This window comes from Mycobacterium sp., from assembly GCF_036490025.1.
Taxonomy (GTDB): domain Bacteria; phylum Actinomycetota; class Actinomycetes; order Mycobacteriales; family Mycobacteriaceae; genus Mycobacterium.
Window position 1 is genome coordinate 32,629 of sequence record NZ_DASXEP010000069.1, and the last position, 21,535, is coordinate 54,163.

23 protein-coding genes and 1 pseudogene are annotated in these 21,535 nt (G+C 65.5%); 17 read left to right on the forward strand and 7 right to left on the reverse strand.

The features are described from left to right. Positions 1-3 precede the first annotated feature (3 nt). Genes VGG53_RS07590 through VGG53_RS07600 form a run of 3 tightly spaced genes read right to left on the reverse strand, consistent with a single transcriptional unit; the run spans position 4 to position 2,112 of the window. Positions 4-285, reverse strand: coding sequence for a hypothetical protein (locus tag VGG53_RS07590; protein ID WP_331517431.1), 282 nt, complete (start codon positions 283-285; stop codon positions 4-6). 34 nt (positions 286-319) lie between these two features. Then, complete coding sequence (locus tag VGG53_RS07595) at positions 320-1,276, reverse strand: electron transfer flavoprotein subunit alpha/FixB family protein (protein WP_331517432.1); 957 nt, start codon at positions 1,274-1,276, stop codon at positions 320-322. Positions 1,277-1,311: 35 nt separating this feature from the next. After that, positions 1,312-2,112, reverse strand: a complete 801-nt coding sequence (locus tag VGG53_RS07600; protein ID WP_331517434.1) for an electron transfer flavoprotein subunit beta/FixA family protein — start codon at positions 2,110-2,112, stop codon at positions 1,312-1,314. Positions 2,113-2,340: 228 nt separating this feature from the next. Here VGG53_RS07600 and VGG53_RS07605 point away from each other — a divergent pair, with 228 nt between their 5' ends. From VGG53_RS07605 to VGG53_RS07620, 4 genes are all read left to right on the forward strand, one after another. Next, a complete protein-coding gene (locus tag VGG53_RS07605; RefSeq protein ID WP_331517435.1) occupies positions 2,341-3,186 on the forward strand; it encodes a class I SAM-dependent methyltransferase in 846 nt (281 codons plus the stop codon). Further along, positions 3,183-4,766 (forward strand): 1,4-alpha-glucan branching protein domain-containing protein, encoded by a 1,584-nt coding sequence (locus VGG53_RS07610; protein WP_414688906.1) that lies wholly within the window; start codon positions 3,183-3,185, stop codon positions 4,764-4,766. The genes VGG53_RS07605 and VGG53_RS07610 overlap by 4 nt, the downstream gene beginning before the upstream one ends. After that, entirely contained in the window at positions 4,763-6,007 is a 1,245-nt protein-coding gene (locus tag VGG53_RS07615) for a glycosyltransferase family 4 protein (RefSeq protein WP_331517436.1), read from the forward strand. The genes VGG53_RS07610 and VGG53_RS07615 overlap by 4 nt, the downstream gene beginning before the upstream one ends. 68 nt (positions 6,008-6,075) lie before the next feature. Beyond that, positions 6,076-7,428, forward strand: a complete 1,353-nt coding sequence (locus tag VGG53_RS07620; RefSeq protein ID WP_331517437.1) for a TIGR01777 family oxidoreductase — start codon at positions 6,076-6,078, stop codon at positions 7,426-7,428. On the opposite strand, the gene VGG53_RS07625 is transcribed toward VGG53_RS07620, so the two are convergent. Next, entirely contained in the window at positions 7,425-8,048 is a 624-nt protein-coding gene (locus tag VGG53_RS07625) for a TIGR03085 family metal-binding protein (RefSeq protein ID WP_331517438.1), read from the reverse strand. The two genes, VGG53_RS07620 and VGG53_RS07625, sit on opposite strands and share 4 nt — an antisense overlap. A 194-nt stretch (positions 8,049-8,242) precedes the next feature. On the opposite strand from VGG53_RS07625, the gene VGG53_RS07630 reads away from it, so the two are divergent. Genes VGG53_RS07630 through VGG53_RS07665 form a run of 8 tightly spaced genes read left to right on the forward strand, consistent with a single transcriptional unit; the run spans position 8,243 to position 15,730 of the window. Next, positions 8,243-9,367 (forward strand): polyprenyl synthetase family protein, encoded by a 1,125-nt coding sequence (locus VGG53_RS07630; protein WP_414688908.1) that lies wholly within the window; start codon positions 8,243-8,245, stop codon positions 9,365-9,367. Positions 9,368-9,395: 28 nt separating this feature from the next. Then, positions 9,396-10,925, forward strand: a complete 1,530-nt coding sequence (gene crtI, locus VGG53_RS07635) for a phytoene desaturase family protein (RefSeq protein ID WP_331517439.1) — start codon at positions 9,396-9,398, stop codon at positions 10,923-10,925. Further along, the gene (locus tag VGG53_RS07640) at positions 10,922-11,884 is read left to right on the forward strand and encodes a phytoene/squalene synthase family protein (RefSeq protein ID WP_331517440.1); all 963 of its coding nucleotides are present in this window, start codon (positions 10,922-10,924) and stop codon (positions 11,882-11,884) included. Before crtI ends, VGG53_RS07640 begins: the two co-directional genes overlap by 4 nt. Continuing rightward, entirely contained in the window at positions 11,884-12,204 is a 321-nt protein-coding gene (locus tag VGG53_RS07645; protein ID WP_331517441.1) for a lycopene cyclase domain-containing protein, read from the forward strand. Before VGG53_RS07640 ends, VGG53_RS07645 begins: the two co-directional genes overlap by 1 nt. Next, positions 12,201-12,509, forward strand: coding sequence for a lycopene cyclase domain-containing protein (locus VGG53_RS07650; RefSeq protein WP_331517442.1), 309 nt, complete (start codon positions 12,201-12,203; stop codon positions 12,507-12,509). Before VGG53_RS07645 ends, VGG53_RS07650 begins: the two co-directional genes overlap by 4 nt. Continuing rightward, entirely contained in the window at positions 12,496-13,218 is a 723-nt protein-coding gene (locus VGG53_RS07655; RefSeq protein ID WP_331517443.1) for a class I SAM-dependent methyltransferase, read from the forward strand. Before VGG53_RS07650 ends, VGG53_RS07655 begins: the two co-directional genes overlap by 14 nt. A 59-nt stretch (positions 13,219-13,277) precedes the next feature. Continuing rightward, on the forward strand, positions 13,278-14,735 hold the full coding sequence (locus VGG53_RS07660) for an FAD-dependent oxidoreductase (protein WP_331517456.1): 1,458 nt from the start codon (positions 13,278-13,280) through the stop codon (positions 14,733-14,735). Next, the gene (locus VGG53_RS07665) at positions 14,732-15,730 is read left to right on the forward strand and encodes a DUF5914 domain-containing protein (RefSeq protein ID WP_331517444.1); all 999 of its coding nucleotides are present in this window, start codon (positions 14,732-14,734) and stop codon (positions 15,728-15,730) included. Before VGG53_RS07660 ends, VGG53_RS07665 begins: the two co-directional genes overlap by 4 nt. Positions 15,731-15,792: 62 nt before the next feature. On the opposite strand, the gene VGG53_RS07670 is transcribed toward VGG53_RS07665, so the two are convergent. Both VGG53_RS07670 and VGG53_RS07675 read right to left on the reverse strand, forming a co-directional pair. Continuing rightward, on the reverse strand, positions 15,793-16,476 hold the full coding sequence (locus VGG53_RS07670) for a phosphodiesterase (RefSeq protein WP_331517445.1): 684 nt from the start codon (positions 16,474-16,476) through the stop codon (positions 15,793-15,795). Positions 16,477-16,499: 23 nt separating this feature from the next. Continuing rightward, complete coding sequence (locus VGG53_RS07675; protein ID WP_331517446.1) at positions 16,500-17,975, reverse strand: DUF2867 domain-containing protein; 1,476 nt, start codon at positions 17,973-17,975, stop codon at positions 16,500-16,502. Positions 17,976-18,186: 211 nt separating this feature from the next. Here VGG53_RS07675 and VGG53_RS07680 point away from each other — a divergent pair. The 5 genes and pseudogenes from VGG53_RS07680 (at position 18,187) to VGG53_RS07700 (ending at position 20,244) form a co-directional block, all read left to right on the forward strand. After that, positions 18,187-18,401, forward strand: a pseudogene (locus VGG53_RS07680) (DUF2945 domain-containing protein). 8 nt (positions 18,402-18,409) lie between these two features. Further along, positions 18,410-18,709 (forward strand): DUF3140 domain-containing protein, encoded by a 300-nt coding sequence (locus VGG53_RS07685; RefSeq protein WP_331517447.1) that lies wholly within the window; start codon positions 18,410-18,412, stop codon positions 18,707-18,709. Positions 18,710-18,850: 141 nt separating this feature from the next. Next, on the forward strand, positions 18,851-19,231 hold the full coding sequence (locus VGG53_RS07690) for a hypothetical protein (protein WP_331517448.1): 381 nt from the start codon (positions 18,851-18,853) through the stop codon (positions 19,229-19,231). Between the two features lie 107 nt (positions 19,232-19,338). Next, the gene (locus VGG53_RS07695; protein WP_331517457.1) at positions 19,339-19,680 is read left to right on the forward strand and encodes an ANTAR domain-containing protein; all 342 of its coding nucleotides are present in this window, start codon (positions 19,339-19,341) and stop codon (positions 19,678-19,680) included. A 15-nt stretch (positions 19,681-19,695) separates the two neighbouring features. After that, the gene (locus VGG53_RS07700; protein WP_414688907.1) at positions 19,696-20,244 is read left to right on the forward strand and encodes a MarR family winged helix-turn-helix transcriptional regulator; all 549 of its coding nucleotides are present in this window, start codon (positions 19,696-19,698) and stop codon (positions 20,242-20,244) included. 41 nt (positions 20,245-20,285) lie between these two features. Here VGG53_RS07700 and fni read toward each other — a convergent pair whose 3' ends face one another. After that, on the reverse strand, positions 20,286-21,311 hold the full coding sequence (gene fni / locus VGG53_RS07705) for a type 2 isopentenyl-diphosphate Delta-isomerase (protein ID WP_331517459.1): 1,026 nt from the start codon (positions 21,309-21,311) through the stop codon (positions 20,286-20,288). Positions 21,312-21,535: the final 224 nt, after the last annotated feature.

Here is a 21,535-nt window from a genome sequence, read left to right on the forward strand (position 1 = left end):
CGATCAGCCGTGCGGCGCCTCGGAGATCTTGGTGTCCGGCTTGCCGAGCGTTTGGCAGTAGGTCGCCGCCGATAACCGCGTCGCGGAGATCTCGAGATTGGAGGGGTCAGCGCCGCTCTTGTCCTTGAGCATCTTGCTGACCTCTTCGTTCTGCTTCTTCTCGTCCTGCGTGGTGAAGTCCTTGCACTTGGTGTCACCACCGGTGTTGATGATCTGCGACGCCGAACATCCACTGAACAGCAGCGCGGCGACCGCCATTGCGGCTGGCGCCATTGCCTTCATCATCGGGCCCTTTCCTGGAACGAAGTAACAAACCGGATCAGCCCTTGCGGGTCTTGACCGCCTCGGTGAGCTGCGGCGCAACCTTGAACAGGTCGCCGACCACACCGTAGTCGGCGATCTCGAAGATCGGCGCCTCTTCATCCTTGTTGACGGCGATGATCGTCTTCGAGGTCTGCATGCCGGCGCGGTGCTGGATCGCCCCGGAGATGCCCAGCGCGATGTAGAGCTGCGGCGAGACGGTCTTACCGGTCTGGCCCACCTGAAACTGGCCGGGGTAGTAACCCGAGTCCACCGCGGCGCGGGACGCGCCGACCGCCGCACCCAGCGAGTCGGCCAATTCCTCGACCACGTGGAAGTTGTCGGCGCTGCCGACACCACGTCCACCGGAGACCACGATGGTGGCTTCGGTGAGTTCGGGGCGGTCGCCGGCGACTGCGGGCTGGCGCGAGGTCACCTTGGCGGCGTTCTCGGCGGGCTCGGGCACCTCCACGGTGACCTTTTCACCCGCGCCGTCAGCCGGTTCGGCGTCGACCGCGCCCGCGCGCACGGTGATCACCGGGGTGTCGCCGTTGGTCTGCGCCTCGACGGTGAACGCGCCACCGAAGATGGAGTGAATGGCCTTGGGTCCGGCCTCTACACCTACCACGTCGACCAGCAGACCCGAACCGATCCTGGCAGCGAGCCGGCCGGCGATCTCCTTGCCGTCGGCGCCGGAGGCCAGCAGAACGGCTGCCGGACTGGCAGATTCGGCCAGGGCGGCAAGCACGTCAACGGATGGGGTGATGAGATAGTTTTCCGCCGCGTCGGATTCGGCGACGTAGATCTTGCCGGCACCGGCCGACTTCAAGCCATCGACCAGCGGGTCCGCCGTTCCGGGCTTGCCCACCACGACGGCGGCGGGATCACCCAAAACACGTGCCGCGGTGATCAATTCGGAGGTTACCTTCTTCAGAGCGCCATCAGCGTGCTCGACGAGCACCAATACTTCAGCCATGAGTTATTCGATGTCTTTCAGTTGGGGACTACGTCTTAGATGATCTTCTGGGAAACCAGGTACTGGGCAATCTGGCTGCCGCCCTCGCCCTCGTCGGTGACCTTCTCACCGGCGGTCTTCGGCGGCTTGGGGGTGGATGCCAGGACCTTCGAGCCGGCGTTGTCCAGCCCGACCTCATCGGCCTCGACACCGATCTCGGCCAGGGTCAGCTTGGTGACTTCCTTCTTCTTGGCGGCCATGATGCCTTTGAAGGAGGGGAACCGCGGCTCGTTGATCTTCTCGTTGACGCTCACCACGGCGGGCAGCGACGCCTCGATGGTGAACACGCCGTCGTCGGTTTCCCGCTCGCCGGTGATCTTGTCGCCGTTCAGCGAAAGCTTGCGCAGATGGGTCAACTGCGGCAGGCCGAGGTACTCCGCGATGATGGCCGGCACCGCGCCGCCGGTGCCGTCGGTGGCCTCGTTGCCGGCGATGACCAGCTCGGTGCCCTCGATGGTGCCCAGCGCGCGTGCCAGCGCCCACCCGGTCTGGACGACGTCGGATCCGTGCAGCCCGTCGTCGAGCAGGTGGACGGCCTTGTCGGCACCCATCGACAGTGCCTTGCGGATCGCCTCGGTGGCCCGCTCCGGGCCCGCGGTCAGCACCGTCACCGAGCCCTCGGTGCCGTCGGCGGCCTCTTTCTCCCGGATCAGCAACGCCTCTTCGACAGCGCGCTCGTTGATCTCGTCCAGTACGGCGTCGGCGGCCTCGCGGTCCAGCGTCCAATCGCCTTCTTTGAGTTTGCGCTCTGACCAGGTGTCCGGGACCTGCTTGATCAGGACCACGATGTTCGTCATGAGAGTGGCTCGTCCTCCTCGAGTGAGTCCTGCAGCCGTGAGCGGCAGGACTTAGGTCACGTCTTGTGCGCCCCGCACCCGCATGTTACTGACCGGTAACTTTGTGCGGTTCGCTCTCACACCATAGCGGGTCGTCCTGCAGGTTCTGTCCGCGCATCTGCCCCGCGAGCGTGAATACCCCGGCGAACCATTCGCGAACCCGGCTCCAGGAGCTAGCCTCCCTAAGCAATGAGCGCTTTCATCCCTGACCTTCCCCACGCCCCCGTCGACCCGGTCTTGCCGTTGACCGGTGAACGCACCATTCCGGGCCTGGACGTGGAGAATTACTGGTTCCGCCGGCACGAGGTGGTCTACCGGCGGTTGGCGCAGCGCTGTGCGGATCTCGACGTGCTGGAGGCGGGCTGCGGAGAAGGCTATGGCGCCGATCTGATCGCCGCAGTTGCCCGTCGGGTGACGGCGCTGGACTACGACGAGGCCACCGTCGCCCATGTACGCGCCTGCTACCCGCGGGTGGACGTCATCCACGGAAACCTCGCCGAGTTGCCGCTGCCCCACGACTCGGTCGACGTCGTGGTCAACTTCCAAGTGATCGAGCACCTGTGGGATCAGCCGCAGTTCGTCAGCGAGTGCGCCAGGGTGCTGCGGCCCTCCGGAGTGCTGATGGTATCCACCCCCAACCGGATCACGTTCTCGCCGGGACGCGACACCCCGATCAATCCGTTTCACACCCGCGAGCTGAATGCCGACGAGCTGACCGGGCTTTTGCGCGATGCCGGTTTCGCGTCGGTCGTGATGAGCGGGGTCTTCCACGGCCCGCGGCTGGCCGAGATGGATGCCCGGCACGGTGGTTCGATCATCGACGCCCAGATCGCACGTGCCGTCGCCGATGCGCCCTGGCCCGAACAGTTGCTGGCCGACGTCGCCGCGGTCACCGCCGCGGACTTCGACATCATCGATGCTGCCACGGACCGGGCCCGTCACATCGATGACAGCCTGGATCTGGTTGCGATCGCGGTGCGCCCCACCGACGACGATGATGCCGGCGCAGCCGGGATCGAGGAGTGGCGCACATGACAGCGGCGCCCACCATGCGAGACCCGGTGCCTGGGATGTTCACGTTGGTGCTGCACACCCATCTACCGTGGCTGGCCCACCACGGCCGCTGGCCGGTCGGCGAGGAATGGCTCTACCAGTCCTGGTCGGCGTCCTACCTGCCGCTGTTGCGGGTGCTGCGCAGACTGGCCGACGAGGACCGGCATCGGCTGATCACCCTGGGCGTCACTCCGGTGGTCACCGCACAGCTCGACGACCCGTACTGCCTCGACGGTATGCACCACTGGCTGGCCAACTGGCAACTCCGCGCCGCCGAGGCTGCCAGCGTGCGCCCCGGCGACTCGTCCGACACCGCTTTAGCTTCATCGCCGGAGGCATTACGCGCGTTCGGGATTCGCGAGTTCGCTGAGACCGAAGAGGCGCTCGGCGATTTCACCACCTACTGGCGCCATGGTGCCAGCCCGCTGTTGCGCACGCTGATCGACGCGGGCACGGTCGAGTTATTGGGCGGCCCACTCGCGCATCCGTTCCAGCCGCTGCTCAACCCGCGGTTGCGCGAGTTCGCGCTGCGCGAAGGTCTGGCTGATGCCCGGCAGCGGCTGGCGCACAAGCCAATTGGGATCTGGGCACCCGAATGCGCCTACGCCCCGGGCATGGAACACGACTATGCCGACGCCGGAGTCGGCCACTTCATGGTCGACGGTCCGTCACTGCATGGCGACACCGCGCTCGGCCGGCCGGTCGGCGATTCCGACGTCGTCGCTTTCGGCCGCGACCTGCAGGTCAGCTACCGGGTGTGGTCGCCGAAATCCGGTTATCCCGGTCACGCCGCCTACCGCGACTTCCACACCTACGACCATCGCACCGGGTTGAAGCCGGCCCGGGTCACCGGCCGTAACGTGCCGTCGGAGAACAAAGCGCCCTACGATCCCGGCCGTGCCGATCGCGCAATCGACAGCCACGTCGCAGATTTCGTCGACGTGGTCCGCAGCCGACTGCTGGCCGAATCCGAACGCATCGACCGGCCTGCGCACGTGGTCGCCGCATTCGACACCGAACTGTTCGGCCACTGGTGGTACGAGGGCCCGGTCTGGTTGGAGCGAGTGCTGCGTGCATTGCCCGAGGCCGGTGTGCGCGTCGGCACGTTGAGCGACGCCGTCAGCGCCGGCCTCGTCGGCGATGCCGTTGAATTGCCGTCCAGCTCTTGGGGTTCCGGCAAGGACTGGCAGGTGTGGGCCGGTGACAAGGTGGCCGATTTAGTGCGGCTCAACTCCGAGGTCGTCGAGACCGCACTGTCCACCGTCGACAAGGCGCTGGCCCAGACCGCGTCGCTGGACGGGCCGATCCCGCGCGACCACATCGCCGATCAGATCCTGCGCGAGACACTGCTCACCGTGTCCAGTGATTGGCCGTTCATGGTGAGCAAGGACTCCGCGGCCGACTACGCCCGCTACCGCGCGCATCTGCACGCCCACGCCACCCGCGAGATCGCCGGGACCTTGGCGTCGGGCCGCCGCGAAGTCGCGCAGCGCCTGGCCGACGGCTGGAACCGGGCCGACGGCCTGTTCGGCGCGCTGGATGCACGGAGGCTGCCGCGGTGAAAATCCTGATGGTGTCGTGGGAGTACCCGCCGGTGGTGATCGGCGGGCTCGGCCGGCATGTCCATCACCTGTCGACCGCGCTTGCCGCTGCCGGCCACGAAGTCGTGGTGCTGTCGCGGCGGCCAACGGGCACCGACCCGAGCACCCACCCTTCGTCCGATGAAGTCAGCGAACACGTCCGTGTCGTCGCCGCCGCGCAGGACCCACATGAATTCTCTTTCGGCACCGACATGATGGCCTGGACACTGGCGATGGGTCACGCGATGGTCCGGACGGGATTGTCGCTGAAGGACCGGCGCCGCGACCAGCCATGGCGGCCCGACGTGGTACACGCCCACGATTGGCTGGTCGCCCATCCGGCGATCGCGCTGGCCGAGTTTTATGATGTGCCAATGGTTTCCACGATCCACGCGACAGAGGCCGGCCGGCATTCCGGATGGGTCGCCGGATCACTGAGCAGACAAGTGCATTCGGTTGAGTCGTGGCTGGTGCGCGAATCCGACTCGCTGATCGCCTGCTCGGCGTCGATGAGCGAGGAGATCACCGAGCTGTTCGGGCCCGGGCTGGCCGAGACCACCGTGATCCGCAACGGGATCGAGGCGGCGCGGTGGCCGTTCGCCCAGCGTAAATCCCGCACCGGCCCACCGGAGCTGTTGTACGTGGGCCGGCTGGAATACGAGAAGGGCGTGCACGAGGCGATTGCCGCGTTGCCTCGCATCCGGCGGGCCTATCCCGGCGCCACCCTCACCGTCGCGGGTGAGGGCACCCAGCAGGAGTGGCTTGTCGCGCAGGCTCGTAAACATCGGGTGCTCAAGGCAACTCACTTCGTCGGGCGGCTCGATCACGACGACCTGTTGGCCGCACTGCATCGCGCCGACGCCGCCGTGCTGCCCAGCCACTACGAACCGTTCGGGCTGGCGGCGCTGGAAGCCGCGGCCGCGGGCACCCCGTTGGTGACGTCGAACATCGGCGGTCTGGGCGAGGCAGTGATCGACGGCGAGACCGGGATGTCGTGTCCGCCGCGCGATGTGACTCGACTGGCCAAAGCGGTTATCGCGGTGCTCGACGAACCGGCGGGCGCACAGCGCCGGGCAAAGTCCGCGCGGCAGCGCCTGACGTCGGATTTCGACTGGCAGACCGTGGCCGATGAGACCGCGCAGGTGTACCTGGCGGCCAAGCGGCGCGAACGGCAGCCGCTGCCGCGGCTGCCGATCGTTGAGCACGCTCTGCCGGATCGGTAGTCGACCGACCCGAGGGTGAGCCGGGCAAGATATCCAGGCCGCGCCGATACCCAGGTACCGTCGGCCTCATGGGGCTGGTGTATTCAAGCGTGATCGACGCACCCGTCTACGAGGTGTTCGACTGGCACACCCGAGCTGGTGCATTCACCCGGCTTTCGCCGCCGTGGCAGCCAGGACGCATCGTGGCTGAAGCGGATTCGCTAGAAAACGGGCGCGCCATACTCGGCTTCCCGGGCGGTCTGCGCTGGGTGGCGGACCACCAACCGGACGGCTACGATCCACCGCGCCGCTTCGTCGATTCGGTCGGCACCGAAGGGCTGGCGTCCATGCCGCTCGGACTGGCTGTGCGGTGGCGACACACCCACGACTTCGAAGAGGTCGACGGCGAGCGGACGCGGGTTGTCGACCGCGTCGACACGCCGATTCCGACGAGGGCATTGCGGGCGATGTTCGCCTACCGGCACCGCCAATTGGCTGACGACATCGCCGCACACCGGCATGCGGCCGCCCGCGGATTGACGCCGATCACGGTCGCCATCACCGGGTCGTCCGGACTCGTCGGCTCTCAATTGACCGCTTTCCTGTCCACCGGCGGCCATCGGGTGATCCGGCTGGTGCGGCGTTCGGCCGCCAAATCTGATGAACGGCAATGGAATCCGGATGACCCCGACCCGGGTCTGTTGGCCGGCGTGGACGCGGTGATCCACCTCGCGGGTGCTTCGATCGCGGGCCGCTTCACCGACGGACACCGCGCCGCGATCCGTGACAGCCGGATCGGGCCGACGCGCCGCCTGGCCGAGCTGATCGCGCGATCGACCGACGGGCCCAAGGTGTTGATCAGCGCCTCGGCCATCGGTTACTACGGCTACGACCGCGGCGACGAGACCCTGACCGAAGACAGCAACCGCGGCGACGGGTTTCTGGCCGACGTGGTGGCCGACTGGGAGAACGCGACCGCCCCTGTCGAGAAGACCGGGGCACGGGTGGTGCGGGTGCGCACCGGGATCGTGCAATCCCCCGCCGGCGGTACACTCCGGATGTTTCGCCCGCTGTTCTCCGCCGGGCTCGGCGGCCGACTCGGCAACGGCCGACAGTGGCTGTCCTGGATCGGAATCGACGACCTGGTTGACGTCTACCATCGCGGGCTCTGGGACAACGAGTTGTCCGGACCCGTCAACGCAGTAGCCGCCGAACCGGCACGCAACGTCGACTACACCCGAACGCTGGCCCAGGTGCTGCATCGCCCCGCGTTGTTGCCGGTACCGCCACTCGGACCGCGGCTGCTACTCGGCAAGCAAGGTGCGCGCGAACTCGCCTGCGCCAGTCAACGGGTGCTGCCGGCGCGGTTGCACGAAAACAATCATCGGTTCCGCCGCCCCGACCTCGAACAGACGCTGCGGCATCTGCTCGGCCGCAGTTAGAGACCTCGGGGCGCCGACCGAACGGCCGCCACCCGCTGAGCATCGCCGTCGAACTCGACACGCACGGCATCGCGACCCGCGGCGAACAACAACAGCTCCTGCGGTTCGCCGGTCACGGTGACGGCATCGCCACGACCCCCCCGGGCAATCTGCTCACCAGCCGGTGTCTGCAGAACCACCTGCGCGGGCAGCTTGCTCAGCATCATGCGGCTCATCAGCCCTAGCTGACGGCGCAGCGGTGCGGCGATCGACACGTCGAGCACTCTGGGCTGCCAGCCGTTGACGGCCCGGCGCACATCCTCGTGATGAATGAACATCTCGCCAAGGTTGGCCACCGGGTCCAGCAGCTTGAACGGTGAATAGATCGGCGGCCCTGCCGCCACCATCTCCACCAGGTCGTCCCAGCCCGTCGATTGCGCGATTTTGTTCTGCACCTTCGCGGTGTAGTCGGCAAGAAACGGCACGGCGATACCCAACGTCGCATCGAGGCGCCGTTCACGAACGACCAGGTGTGCAGCCAGGTCGCGGGTATTCCAACCTTCGCAGAGTGTCGGCGCGTCCGGACCGACCGCACGCAAGGTGCCCACTAGTACGCGTCGTTCCCGCTGAGCTGCGGTCATGGACCCACCCTAGGCGAATATTTCGCTGGCGAGCAGAAAGAATTTCAGTAAATTAAACTTTCAACTTATGAAGTTACCCCGGTACGGCCGGGCCGACGTGTTTGTCTTCGTCGTCTGGGAGGTATAGCGCGTGAGTCTGGGCCGTTACAGATTTTTCGCGACCCGATCCGTCGAGGAGGGCTTCAGTGGGCGAGGTGCGTGCTTTGTGGTTGGCGCCATCCACACACCCTGCTGGGCTGAGTCAATCCCGGTCGGATGCCGCGCAGTTCGAGGCCTGGCGAATCGGGTTACGCCGCAAGGTTTTGACCCATGTCACCGAGTTCGTCACCGGGCGATGCACTGCTGAGCTGGATGAGTCCGGCGTGGAAGTGGCCGGCGACATCCTGGTGAACTTCGTGGCCGGTGGTAAATGCCTGCGTTCGACGTTCATGTATCTGGGTTGGCTGGCCGGCGCCCCGGACAGCGACAAGGCGCTGTTTGCGTCTTCCGGTTTGGAGCTGCTGCACGCTTTCGCTCTCTTGCAGGACGACGTGATGGACGCTGCATCGTCGCGCCGCGGGCATCCCAGCGCACACATCCAATTCAGCCAGTGGCATCGCAGTCGACGGTTGTCCGGGCCGGCGGACCGATTCGGCGAATCGGCGGCGATCCTGCTCGGCGATCTCTGTCTGATCTGGGCCGAACAGATGCTCCGGGAAAGCGGCATCGAGTATCGCCGTCTGCAGCAGGCCTGGCCGCGCTACGACGCCATGCGCACCGAGCTGGCGCTTGGCCAATTCGCCGATCTGGCAAGCGATGTCCGAGACCTGCCGTCGATGGACGTCGTCCTGGCGGTGGCCCGGCGCAAATCGGGCAACTACACGGTGCGCCGGCCGTTGGAGATCGGCGCAGCAATGAGCGACTGTAGTGATCGCGCGGTCTCCGGTCTGGGCCGCTACGGCGAGGCGGTAGGCGAAGCGTTCCAGTTGCGCGACGATCTGCTGGGCGTATTCGGCGCCGAGACGGTGACCGGTAAGCCCAGCGGCCAGGATCTCATCGAGCGCAAAGCCACCAGTGTGGTCGTCGCCGCACACCAGCTGGCCGATCCGCCAGCCCGCAGGCAGCTCACCGAGCTGATGAACAGCGGCGACCTCGACGACGACGACGTCGAACGTTGGCGTCGGCTGATCGCCGCGACGGGCGCCGTGCAGTGGATCGAAGACATGATCAACGACCGGGTCGCGTCGGCGCTCGACGACCTCGACGACCTTCGGATTGGCGAGCCGGTGCGGAGCGCGCTGGCGAACATGGCCGCGGTATGCACGGAGCGAATCGAATGACGACGTCGCACAGAGAGGTTTGTCGCTGATGCGGACCGTAGCGGGGCCAACCAGCCGGGTGGTCGTGGTCGGCGCCGGTCTGGCGGGCCTTTGCGCGGCATTGCATCTGGCAGGTCGCGGTCGCGAGGTCACGGTGGTCGAACGTGAGAGCTGGCCCGGAGGACGTGCCGGACGCCTTGACGTCGACGGTTATCAGCTCGATACCGGGCCGACGGTACTGACGATGCCCGACATCATTGATGAGGTTTTTGCTGCTGTCGGTGAAAACCGTTCGGAGCGGCTGGATTTGATGACGCTGGATCCAGCGTATCGTGCGCAGTTCGCCGACGGCAGCAGCCTCGATGTGCACAGCGACGCCGATCTGATGGCGGACACGATCAAAGAATTCGCGGGCGCCAAGCAGGCGGAAGGCTATCGGAAGCTGCGCGACTGGCTGACCCGGCTGTATCGCACCGAGTTCGATGGTTTCATCGCCGAGAACTTCGATTCTCCACTGTCGCTGGTGAATCCACAGCTAGCCCGATTGACAGCGCTTGGTGGCTTCCGCAAGTGGGACACCATGGTAAACCGCCACATCTCCGACCCACGGCTGCGGCGAGTCTTCACCTTTCAGTCGCTGTACGCCGGGGTTGCGCCGAAGCAGGCGCTGGCGGTCTATGCGGTGATCGCCTACATGGACACCATCTCCGGGGTGTACTTCCCGCGCGGCGGGATGCGGGCCTTGCCCGACGCGCTGGCCGCCGCCGCCACCGATGCCGGGGTGCGGTTCGTCTACGACGCGACGGTCACCGGCCTGGAGTGCATCGGCAGCCGGGTGGCGGCCGTGCACACCGACACCGAACAGCGCATCCCCTGCGACGCCGTGGTCTTGACCACTGAACTGCCTGCGACCTACGCCCTGCTGGGCCGCGAACCGCGCCGCCTCGGTCGTCTGCGCGCGGCGCCGTCGGCTGTTGTCGTTCACGTCGGCCGCCGCCGGCCGCCGTCGGCGAATCGTGCACTGGCTCACCACAACATCGTCTTCGGCGCGGAATGGGATAAGACGTTCACCGACATCATCCGCGACGGTCGGTTGATGCGGGATCCGTCCCTGCTCGTCACTAGGCCGACGGCCAGCGACCCGAGCCTGGCGCCGCGCGACCACGAACTGTTCTATGTGCTGGCCCCGGCACCGAACCTCGCCCGCGGTGTCATCGACTGGTCGCGCCTCGGTGACAGCTACACCGAACAGCTCATCGATACCGTTGGCGTGCGGTTGGTTCCGGGCTTTCGCGACGGCGCCGAGGTGCTGCATGTCGTCAACCCCGAAGACTGGGCCCGCCGGGGGATGATCGCCGGAACGCCGTTCGCGCTCGCCCACACGTTCACGCAGACCGGACCGTTCCGTCCGGCTAACATGTTGCGCGGCATCGACAATGCCGTATTGGCGGGTTCGTCGACCGTGCCCGGCGTCGGCGTGCCCACCGCGATGATCTCCGGGCGGCTCGCCGCCGACCGCATTACCGACGTCGTGGAGAGGCCGAAGAGAACCGTCGTGACGAAAGCCGGCCTGTCATGATCCGCACCGAGCTGACCGCTGCCGGTATCGACGATCCCGGCCTGCGTGGCGCCTACCGACGCTGCCGCACACTCAATGCAGCCCACGGCCGCACCTTCTTCTTGGCCACCAGGCTCCTTGCGCCCGATCAGCGTCCGCCGATCCACGCGCTCTACGGCTTTGCCCGTTATGCCGACGACATCCTCGACGATTTCGATCCGGCCCTGGACATCGCGACCCGGGAGGCGCGGCTGCAGCAACTGTCCGACCAATTCTTTTCCGCCGACGACCACCAGAGTAACCCGGTGCTTGCCGCGGTGCGGCACACCGCGTGGCGCTACAACATCCGCGAAGAGCTGTTCGACGACTTCTTGAGGTCGATGCGGATGGACTTGACGGTCACCGACTATCCCGACCGCGCCGCACTGAACCTATACATGAAGGGATCAGCGGAAGCAATTGGCCTGCAAGTGCTTCCGATCCTTGGCACCATCGGGCCGGCAGACGACGCCGCTCCGCACGCGGCGGCGTTGGGCAGAGCGTTCCAGCTGACGAATTTCTTGCGCGACATCGACGAAGACCTCATGCGCCAACGTGTTTACCTGCCGGCCGATGAATTGGCCGCCTACGACGTCGATCGCGACCTGCTGATGTGGTGTCACGACAATCGACGGACCGATCGCCGGGTACGCAACGCGCTGGCCGATCAGCACGACGTCGCCCGGCAGATCTATCGCTACGCCGCAGACGGTGTGCCCAAGCTGGCGCCGCGGTCGCAGCCGTGCGTGGCCACTGCGCTGACGCTGTACTCGGAGATCCTCGACCGCATCGAAGACGGCGACTTTGCGGTATTCAGCCAGCGCGCAACTGTAGGCAACGGCCGACGACTGCGCGTCGCCGGCGCCGCCCTGGTGCGGTCCTGGCGAGCCCGGCTGATGCACCCGTACGCATCAGGTGATCGCAGATCCGGTGCGGCGTAATGGATCACTGGCAATACCTGATCATTCTCGCAGCCTGCCTCGCGATTACCTTGCCTCTGGAGATCTTTCGCCCCGGCGTCTACCGTCAAGCCTGGCGGGCCGCGCGCGCCGTGCTCCCTGTCGCCGCAGTTTTCGTGCTTTGGGACGAGGTGGCGATCGGCGCACACCTGTGGACGTACAACCGGGCGTACGTCTCCGGCGTCAACGTTCCGTTTCACATGCCGATCGAGGAGGTGCTGTTTTTCCTGGTGATTCCGTTGTGCGCTCTGCTGACCTATAACGCGGTGAACGCCATACTCGAGCGGTTCAACCGCCGATGACCGGCGTCGGCTACACCGTCCCGGCTCTACTCGCAGCGCTTGCCGTCGGTGCACTCGAGTTGACGTTGCGGACCGGGCTTTTTCGGCGTCCGGCTTATTGGCTGTCCATGGTGATCGTGATCGGATTCCAGATCCTGGTCGACGGCTGGTTGACCAAGCTGACAGCCCCGATCGTGGTGTACGACAATCGGCAAACCAGCGGAATCCGCTTTCCGTTCGACATTCCGATCGAGGACTTCTTCTTCGGCTTCGCCATGGTCACCGCCGTGTTATTGCTATGGGAACGACAACGTGAGCGTGCGTAATACCGGTTTGTCCCGCGCTGACGTGCCGGCTGCTTTCGACGCCGGCGCATTCGCCTACGATCGACTCGTCGGCACCAGCCCCGGATACCATGCGCACCTTCGACTTTCGGCACAGCGGTTGCGGCTGCCCGACCAGGGCCGCGGACTACGGTTGCTCGACGCCGGCTGCGGCACCGGCGCGTCGACGGCCGCTCTGCTGAGTGTTGCTCCGCACGCCGACATCGTGGCGATCGACGCCTCGCGGGGAATGCTCGACGAAGCAAAGAACAAGTCGTGGCCCCCGTCGGTCCGGTTCGTACACACGCCCGTGGAGCGACTCGCCGAAAACGGCGTCGTCGGCCCCTTCGACGGGATTTTGGCCGCGTATCTGATCCGCAACCTGTCCGACCCCGACACCCAATTACGGGCGCTGCGCAGACTGCTGGCACCGGGCGCCACGCTGGCGGTGCACGACTACTCGGTGCGGGACTCCCGGCCCGCGACCTTCGTGTGGCACGCGGTGTGCTGGGGCATCATCATTCCCTCCGGCTGGCGGCAAACCCGCGACACGACCCTGTACCGGCATTTGTGGCGCAGCGTGTTGACGTTCGACGGCGCACAGCAATTCCGCCAACGGCTCCGCGACGCGGGATTCACCGGCGTGCACAGCGAAACCATGCCGGGCTGGGAGACCAACATCGCGCACACCTTCCTCGGGAGTGCACCGTGACGACCGATCGCCGTCGCCGCACATTCCCGGCACCGCATGGCCTGCACAGCGCCGAGGCGATGCCATCGCAACCGCGCGCGGTGGTCGTCGGCGCAGGAATCGCGGGCCTGGCCGCCGCGACGGGTCTGGCCGAACGCGGCGTCAGTGTCGACGTCATCGAACGCGAGAACTACCTGGGCGGGCGGGTCGGCGCCTGGACCGAGCAATCCGACGGCGTCGAGCTCGCGATGAACCGCGGCTTCCATGCCTTCTTCCGGCAGTACTACAACTTGCGGGCGCTGTTGAGCCGCGTTGACGCCACGTTGTCCATGCTCACCCCAGTCGACGATTACCCGCTGGTCGACGGCGCCGGACGACGTGACACCTTCCGTGGCTTGCCTCGCAACCCGCCGTGGAACGCATTGGCATTTGCCTTGCGCAGCCCGACTTTTCGACTCATCGACCTCGCCCGCATCGACGCGCGTGCCGCCGCGCCGCTTGCCGCGGTGTCACTGCCCGACATCTATCACCGCATCGACCACATCGACGCCGAGACCTTCCTGAAGAGCATCAATTTCCCCGAAGCCGCGCGTCATCTGGCCTTCGAGGTGTTCTCCCGCAGCTTCTTCGCCAGTCCCACCGATCTGTCAGCCGCGGAACTGGCCACGATGTTCCACATCTACTTCCTCGGCTCCAGCGAGGGTCTGATCTTCGACGTCGCCAACTCCAACTACGACACCGCGCTGTGGCGACCGCTGCAGCAATATCTGACCGACCTCGGGGTGCGGTTCCATCACGGCAGCGCGGTGACGAGCATCGGGCATACCCAGACATTCCACATCCACACCGATGCCAACGACCAGTTGGAAGCCGATGCCGTCGTGCTGGCCACCGATGTGGCCGGCCTGCAGCGGATTGTGGCCGCGTCGGCGGGGCTTGGCGACGACATCTGGCGGGCGCGGATCAACAAGCTGCGTACCGCCCCGCCGTTCGTCGTGCAGCGCCTGTGGCTTGACCGCCCCCTCGCCGCTGATCGGGCTGCGTTTCTGGGGACGTCGGGCCACGAGCCGCTGGACAACATCAGCGTTTTGGATCGGTACGAGCGCCAAGCAGCCGACTGGGCACGGTGCAACGGTGGTTCTGTTATCGAATTGCATTCGTACGCATTGGAATCCGCGCGGCCACGCGATGGCATGCTGAGTCAGCTGCACAAGCTGTACCCGGAAACCCGCGGGGCGCGAGTGGTTTACGAACAAATGCTGCATCACCGCGATTGTCCGCTGTTCGCTCCGGGTACCCACGCGCATCGACCCGGCGTCGTGACACCGTTGCCGGGGTTGCTGCTGGCCGGCGACGGGGTGCGCATCGACTTGCCGGTGGCGCTGATGGAGCGTGCGGCCACCACCGGGTGGACAGCCGCCAACCATTTACTGAACCGGTGGGGAATTGCCGGTCACGCCCTGTGTACGGTTCCTACCCAAGGCCGTTCGGCGCTGCTGCGCTATCTCGGCGGCCGAGAAAGGCTTTCGCGACGATGAACCTCGGCGACAACGTGCGGCGCCGCTGGCCCAAAGATTGGCCGCTGCAGGCAATCCCACCGGTGCGCTGGGCCGACCAGCGTCCGACCTACCGCGAGGCCTCCCCGGCCATCATCGACGCCGCGCTGGAGCGGTCGCGGCGCCGGCCGACCGGCAATTGGTACACGTTCGCCGCGAGCCGCGATGTGCGCAGCGGTCGACCGCTGGGCACCCGGGTGGCGGGCGTCGGGCTGGTCGCGTGGCGTGACCAGCAATCCCGGCTGCACGTCGGTCCGCGCAGCTGCCCTCATCTGGGGGCTGACCTGGCAACCGCCTCTGTGCATCGAGGTGCCCTGATCTGCCGATGGCACGGCCTCTGCCTCGACGCCACCACCGACGAATTCGGGTGGCGACCGCTGCCCAGCCACGACGACGGCGTGCTTGCCTGGGTCCGCCTGGACGGTACCGGCGGCGAGGAGCCGCTCGATCAGCCGGTGATTCCGGTCAGACCAGCGGGCGTCACACTGGACGCCGTGGCGAGAATGGTCGGCACGTGCGAGCCGTCCGACATCATTGCCAATCGCCTCGATCCGTGGCACGGTGCCTGGTATCACCCCTATTCGTTCACCCGGCTCGAGGTGCTCACCACTCCGACGGAAGAGGTGGATCGATTCCTGGTCGCGGTGACATTCCGCATCGGCCGTGTGGGCGTGCCGACGGTCGCAGAATTCACCAGTCCCGAGGCACGCACCATCGTGATGCGCATCGTCGACGGCGAGGGAACTGGCAGCGTGGTGGAAACTCACGCCACACCATTAGGTTTGGGCCCGGACAATCGGCCGCGCACGGCGGTGATCGAAGCGACCATCGCCCACTCCGACCGGACCGGATTCAAGCGGGCGCGTCACGCCGCCCCGCTGATCACCGCGACCATGCGCGTCGCCGCGTCCCGGCTGTGGAAAGACGACCTGGCCTACGCCGAACGCCGCTACCAGCTGCGCGCCGATAAACCTTGATGCGTTCCGCCGCCACCGTCTCCTGGATTATGTTCGCGTGCAAGCGTAGACGCCCAGATGGCTTACCTCGCGTTCCTGCCTTCGCGGCTCTGATCGTAGGCATGGGCTCGCAGCCTGGCCAGCCATCCCGGGTAGAGCGTGACTCCACGAGCGGTGTGCAGCACAGGATCGAAAGACACTTCGCGGTCCGCCGGCGCGGTGAGGAGTTTGGTCAACGTGACGCGGGCCAACGGTTCAAAGGACGACGTGGTCCCAGCTTGGTCCAATTCGACTTCCAGTACTCCGCTTTCGAGCTGCCTGTGGACGCCCTCCAGGGAAAGGCCAGAGCCGTCGACGCGGGTTCTGATGCGCGCCCGGAGCCACCAGTTGACGTCCCGATAGCGCAGTGGTGCAAGGCTTGTCAGCGATTTGCCGGTCCAGGAAGTAACTGGTCGCAGGCCTACGGCCCGGCCGACCGGACTCGATCCCGCAGACGCCAACAGGACGTCCCACTGGTTCTCTGAATCTTGCTGCGGCACGATTCGCAGCGCCAAGCCGACGATGTCGGGAAGTGCGCCGGGCGTTCCCAGGGCTTTCGACAGTCGTGCGACGACCCTGGCCGACGGCGGCACCGGTAAGCCCGCGTCGGCCGGCGCCACTCGTTCGATCGCGCCTTCGGCGAACACACCGGTGGGGTGGAACACTCGGCGATGCCGGAAGGCTGATCCCCAACGAAACGGCACAGTCAACAGGTCTGAGACATTCACGCGTGCGGGGTTCCCGCTCCGGCCTAACCGGAAACTGCGCGGCCGGCGAGCTCTGCGGCACTTGCGGTGACGTCGCGGGCGATACCACCGAGGACCGCGGTGCGGAAGAGCGTCGAGGTCGCCCAAAAAGCCTCTCCGGCAAGGCCATACGGTTGAAACAGCGTACGCTGACGGTAGTGCGAGCCGCCGTCACCGTTTTCGTGCACCGACAGCTCCAGCCATAGCCGACCGGGCAGCGGCACGTCCGCACGCAGTCGCAACACGTGGGGGCGATCCATCTGCTCCACGCGCCACCAATCCAGTGCCTCACCGGCATGCATCGGATGGGGCTGAGCCGAACTGCGCCCGATCTTGGCCGCACTGGTGAACTTGCGGAGCCAACCACGCAAAGCCCACATCGGCGGCGCGGCCGACCAACCATGCTTGGTGCCGATTGACTCGAATACCCGCCACAGCGTTTCTGCATCGGCGTCGACGGGGCGTTCGATCACCTGCTCGTGCAGCGATCCACCGGCCCAGTCTGGATCGGTTGGCAGCGGCCGCGATGGCGCGTTGGCGGACTCCACCCGCGACCAGCGAGTCTTCAACTCGCGCTCGCGTGTCCGATCCAGCGCGAGCTCGACGGCGTCTTCGTAATGAGTCAAGCCGTTCTCGGGATCCTTAATGTGCGCAGCGATGTCGTGTTCGGTGCAAACCACATCGTTTTCCAGCGATTCCATCAACGACGACGCGAGTGAGCGTGGCAGCGGGGTGATCAGGTTCACCCACTGCGACGACAGATACGGGGTGAGCACCGGCACCGGGACGGCGACTCGCCGCTGCAGGCCGGCGATCGCCGCGTATTTGCGGATCATCTCGGTGTAGGTGAAGGTGTCCGGACCGCCGATGTCGAACGGGCGACTCACGTCGGGCGGCAATTTCGCCGCGCTCGTCAGGTAATACAGCACGTCACGCACCGCAATGGGTTGGACCCGGGTGCGCAACCAGCGCGGTGTGACCATCAGCGGCAGGCGTTCGGTGAGGTATCTCAACATTTCGAAGCTTGCCGACCCCGCGCCAATGATTGCCGCCGCGCGCAACTCCACGGTGGGGACTCCCGAATCATGCAGCAACCGGCCAACTTCGGCGCGCGATGCCAGGTGATCCGAAAGCTGCTGCTGATCGGGAATGATCCCGCCGACGTAGACGATGCGCGACAGCCCCGCTTGGGCGGCCGCATCCGCGACCACAGACGCCCCACGGGCATCGACGTCGACGAAGTTCGAGCCCAACATCGAGTGCACCAGGTAATAGAGAACCTGCTGACCGTCGACTCCCCGGCGCACCTTGGCGCTGTCGGTGACGTCGCCCTCAACCACCTCGACGTCGCCGCGCCATGGCACCTCGTCGAGTTTGGCGGGCGTGCGCGCCACTAGCCGAACGTCGTGACCTGCGGATAGTAGTTCTGGAACCAGCCGCGCACCGAGATAGCCGGTGGCGCCGAAGACGACGCATCGCATTGCTCACCCCTCCGATGGCTCAAATTCGTGACGGCCGTCTGCACCGTACGGGCGTGGGTATACCCCAAATGCCGGTTGCGGAGTCACACCGAGCCGAACGGAAATGTCGGAGCTCATTCATAAAATGAATAGTTAAGTTTATCGTGTTATTGATCGAGGGGTAGCGGGCACCCCCCGAACAAGCGGGTGCATCTGCACGGGAGGTCATGCGATGGCAGAACGTAAGTTTCACCAGGGCGACAAGGTTGAGTGGAGAGCCATGGCCAGAACGTCAAAGGAACGGTAGAGAAGAAGATCACCGACGACGAGGAGGCCGCCGGTCGTAAGGTGTGTGCATCCAAAGAGGATCCGCAGTATCGAGTGATCAGCGACAAGACCGGCGCGGACGCCGTGCACAAGCCCGACGCGCTGCGACCCGACAAGTAAGCAAAACGATGGCTTCCAACCACGACACCACATGGCAAGAATTCAGTGACACCGTCAACATGACCGCCAGTGAGCTCGAGAAGTGGCTCAAGACCGACCAATCCAAGCAAGTGGGTCAGAAGTCGGGTGGTAAGGAATCAACCGGGCACGAAAGCGGCCGGCGCATCATCGCCATTCTAGGGGCCCAGAAGAACGACCTGACCGATGGCGACTATGCGCACATGCGCAAGGTCGTCGGCTATGCCAAACGCCATCTCGCGCAACGCCCTCCGGTGACGTGCAAGACACCGCGTGGCGGTACTCACTGATGAACTGGGGCCACGATCCTACGAAAAATTGACCCGTACACCGGGGAGAGAGCACGTAGTGGACGGCTGCGAATCGGAGTTTTGAAGGCGACCCAACTGGTCTTCGACCTTCAGCACCGCGCGTCGTTCGACACACCGGCAATGCTGCGCGAGCTCATTGAAGGCGCCACCAGATCGGTTCCCGGCGCTCAATACGCCGGTATCACAGTTACCCAGAAGCGCCGCCGCAGCGAGACCGCGGCCGTGACTCATCGCTACCCGGTAATGCTCGACGAAATCCAGAGTCGCTGTCAGCAGGGACCGTGCCTGGCTGCCACCGCGCTCCAAGACAGGGTCCGAATCGATGATCTCGTCGACGACGATAGGTGGCCGCTCTACCGTGACGAGGCCCTCAAGCAGACGCGCATTCGATCGATTTTGGCGGTCGGGATGTGCAAGGGAGGCGGGACCTCTGCGGCGCTCAATTTCTACGCCGAGCCGACCAACGCGTTCGACGGCGGGTCGGTCAATCTCTGGGGCTGATTTTCGCTACCCACACCGCGCTGATCTGGAACATGATGCGGCGTGATCAGCAGTTCCGCGTTGCGCTCGTCTCGCGGGACGTCATCGGTCAGGCCAAAGGCAGGCTGATGGAGCGCTTCGATATTGACGCTGCGGAAGCATTTGAATTGCTCAGGCAGCTGTCCCAACACTCCAACATGCCCATTGCACAGCTGGCACAGCGAGTCGTTGGCGGCGACACTTGCTTTCAAAGTGAATCTGTGAGCGCTAATCACACTGCACCACTTGATCACTCAAGAATCTGGCTGACCGCACACACCGGTCCTGATGGCCACCGAACGCGGCCTATTACCCCGAATCGACGCGGTGGGCAGCGACGCCGGTGCGCGGACAGCAGACATTTTGGCAATCGGTGGCGTTATGTCCCTGATCCTGTGAGTTTCCTATACGCTGTGCTGAGAATTCGCTAAGAAGGATGCGATCGGGTGACTAAGCGGGGCGCAAACAACGGATCACCTCCCAGCAGGCCAGAGCTGGAACGGCTGATGTCGGCCGATATGCGGGCGGTGACAGCACAGTCTGATCGAATAGGTCGGCATTTCGCGCGCCAGAACAAAGTAAGCGGCAACGACTTCCATGCGTTGTTGCATGTGATGGTCGCCGAGAACGCCGGAACGCCGCTGACCATGGCTCAGCTGCGGCAGCGGATGGACGTTTCACCGGCCGCGATCACCTACCTCGTCGACCGCATGATCGATGCCGGCCATCTCCGGCGCGAGTCGGACCCCGCGGATCGGCGTAAGGCACTTTTGCGATATGAAGCAAGCGGCATGGAGCTGGTACAAGCGTTCTTCACGCCGCTCAGCACACACCTGCGCGCCCAGCTCGTCGGCGTCCCCGATAGGGATTTACTCGCCGCTCATCGGGTGTTCAGCGCATTGATCACGGCGATGTCGACGTTCGAAGCCGAACTCGGTAATCACCAACCAAAGCCGTCGACCGCCCGGGCAGCCGCCTCCAGCGGCGTCAGCTGACAAACCTTCGGCGATACGCCGAGCGTCAAGGCCATCCGTGACTACCGGATCGGCGTGACGCCGACGTGGCGCAGGGCCAGTAAATCCGGAGCCCCGGCGCCATGCAGGCATATTCGCAGCTCGTCGATGAAGCGCTTTAGCCAATCCACCACGGCCTCAGTGGAATCGATCGCCGCTGCCAGCAATGGCCGCGCGATCGCCACCACGTCGGCGCCCAACGCCAACGCTTTGGCCGCGTCCATGCCGGTGCGAATTCCGCCGGAGGCGACCAGCGGGACGGCGGGCAGCGCCTCGCGCACTTCCACGATGGCCCGCGCCGTCGGGATGCCCCACTCGGCCAGGTCGGGGTAGCGCACCTCGCCATAACGAACGAGTTGCTCCACGCGTGACCACGAGGTGCCGCCGGCACCTGCGACGTCGATCGCGGCCACCGGCAGCTCGCCGGACTGACCCGTCAGTTCTGTGACCGCCGAGGTGCCGATTCCGTGGCCGACTTCTTTGAGCAGTATCGGGTATTCGAGCGCACCGGCCACCTCACGCAGCCTGTCGAGCGACCCCGAAAAGTCACTATCGCCGTTTCGCTGGACAGCTTCCTGCAGCGGATTGGTATGCACCGCAAGGGCATCAGCGCCAACCCGCTTCAGTGCATTCGAAATATCTTCGACGGCAGCGGCGGTAAGCTGCGCAAGCCCAATATTGCCGAACAACAACACATCCGGCGCAACGTCTCGCACGGCGAAGCTGGACGCCGCCTGCTCCCCCAATGCACTGTCGAGCATGATCCGCTGCGAGCCGAGCATCATTCCGATACCCAGCCGTTGCGCGGCTCCCGCCAGATTTCTGTTGATCGTCCCCGATAGCTCGGCGCCACCGGTCATCGCGCCGATCAATACCGGAGCTCGCAACCGCGCACCGAGGAAGTCGGTGGACAGATCGACGTGGGCGAGGCTGGTCTGGGTGAGCGCGTTGTAGGGCAGCCGGTAGCGTTCCAGCCCCGTCGTGACACCGGAGTACGTCACCCGATCGTCAAGACACACATCGATGTGACGTCGTTTGCGCGTCGTCATCCCGTTCGAATCGGTTGGCACAGCACCTCCCACCACTTCGATGCCTCAGCCGGTCGGCCGCGCAGGTGGTTTCCATGACGCGAGGTCATCTTGATATCGGCGCATTGCCTCGATCAGCGCCGTGAAAACCCTGCCGGCCGCCGAGAGGTCTTCATCAGGTAAATCTTGCATCGCGTCATGGGCAAACGCCCCCAGCGGGGCGAAAAACGCTCGGGCGGTGGCCA

Coding starts and splice junctions, on each gene's coding strand:
- VGG53_RS07590 (WP_331517431.1), bottom strand. CDS start 285: ATGATGAAGGCAATGGCGCCAGCCGCAATGGCGGTCGCCGCGCTGCTG.
- VGG53_RS07595 (WP_331517432.1), bottom strand. CDS start 1,276: ATGGCTGAAGTATTGGTGCTCGTCGAGCACGCTGATGGCGCTCTGAAG.
- VGG53_RS07600 (WP_331517434.1), bottom strand. CDS start 2,112: ATGACGAACATCGTGGTCCTGATCAAGCAGGTCCCGGACACCTGGTCA.
- VGG53_RS07605 (WP_331517435.1), top strand. CDS start 2,341: ATGAGCGCTTTCATCCCTGACCTTCCCCACGCCCCCGTCGACCCGGTC.
- VGG53_RS07610 (WP_414688906.1), top strand. CDS start 3,183: ATGACAGCGGCGCCCACCATGCGAGACCCGGTGCCTGGGATGTTCACG.
- VGG53_RS07620 (WP_331517437.1), top strand. CDS start 6,076: ATGGGGCTGGTGTATTCAAGCGTGATCGACGCACCCGTCTACGAGGTG.
- VGG53_RS07625 (WP_331517438.1), bottom strand. CDS start 8,048: ATGACCGCAGCTCAGCGGGAACGACGCGTACTAGTGGGCACCTTGCGT.
- crtI (WP_331517439.1), top strand. CDS start 9,396: ATGCGGACCGTAGCGGGGCCAACCAGCCGGGTGGTCGTGGTCGGCGCC.
- VGG53_RS07640 (WP_331517440.1), top strand. CDS start 10,922: ATGATCCGCACCGAGCTGACCGCTGCCGGTATCGACGATCCCGGCCTG.
- VGG53_RS07645 (WP_331517441.1), top strand. CDS start 11,884: ATGGATCACTGGCAATACCTGATCATTCTCGCAGCCTGCCTCGCGATT.
- VGG53_RS07650 (WP_331517442.1), top strand. CDS start 12,201: ATGACCGGCGTCGGCTACACCGTCCCGGCTCTACTCGCAGCGCTTGCC.
- VGG53_RS07660 (WP_331517456.1), top strand. CDS start 13,278: ATGCCATCGCAACCGCGCGCGGTGGTCGTCGGCGCAGGAATCGCGGGC.
- VGG53_RS07665 (WP_331517444.1), top strand. CDS start 14,732: ATGAACCTCGGCGACAACGTGCGGCGCCGCTGGCCCAAAGATTGGCCG.
- VGG53_RS07675 (WP_331517446.1), bottom strand. CDS start 17,975: ATGCGATGCGTCGTCTTCGGCGCCACCGGCTATCTCGGTGCGCGGCTG.
- VGG53_RS07685 (WP_331517447.1), top strand. CDS start 18,410: ATGGCTTCCAACCACGACACCACATGGCAAGAATTCAGTGACACCGTC.
- VGG53_RS07690 (WP_331517448.1), top strand. CDS start 18,851: ATGCTGCGCGAGCTCATTGAAGGCGCCACCAGATCGGTTCCCGGCGCT.
- VGG53_RS07695 (WP_331517457.1), top strand. CDS start 19,339: ATGGAGCGCTTCGATATTGACGCTGCGGAAGCATTTGAATTGCTCAGG.
- fni (WP_331517459.1), bottom strand. CDS start 21,311: ATGACGACGCGCAAACGACGTCACATCGATGTGTGTCTTGACGATCGG.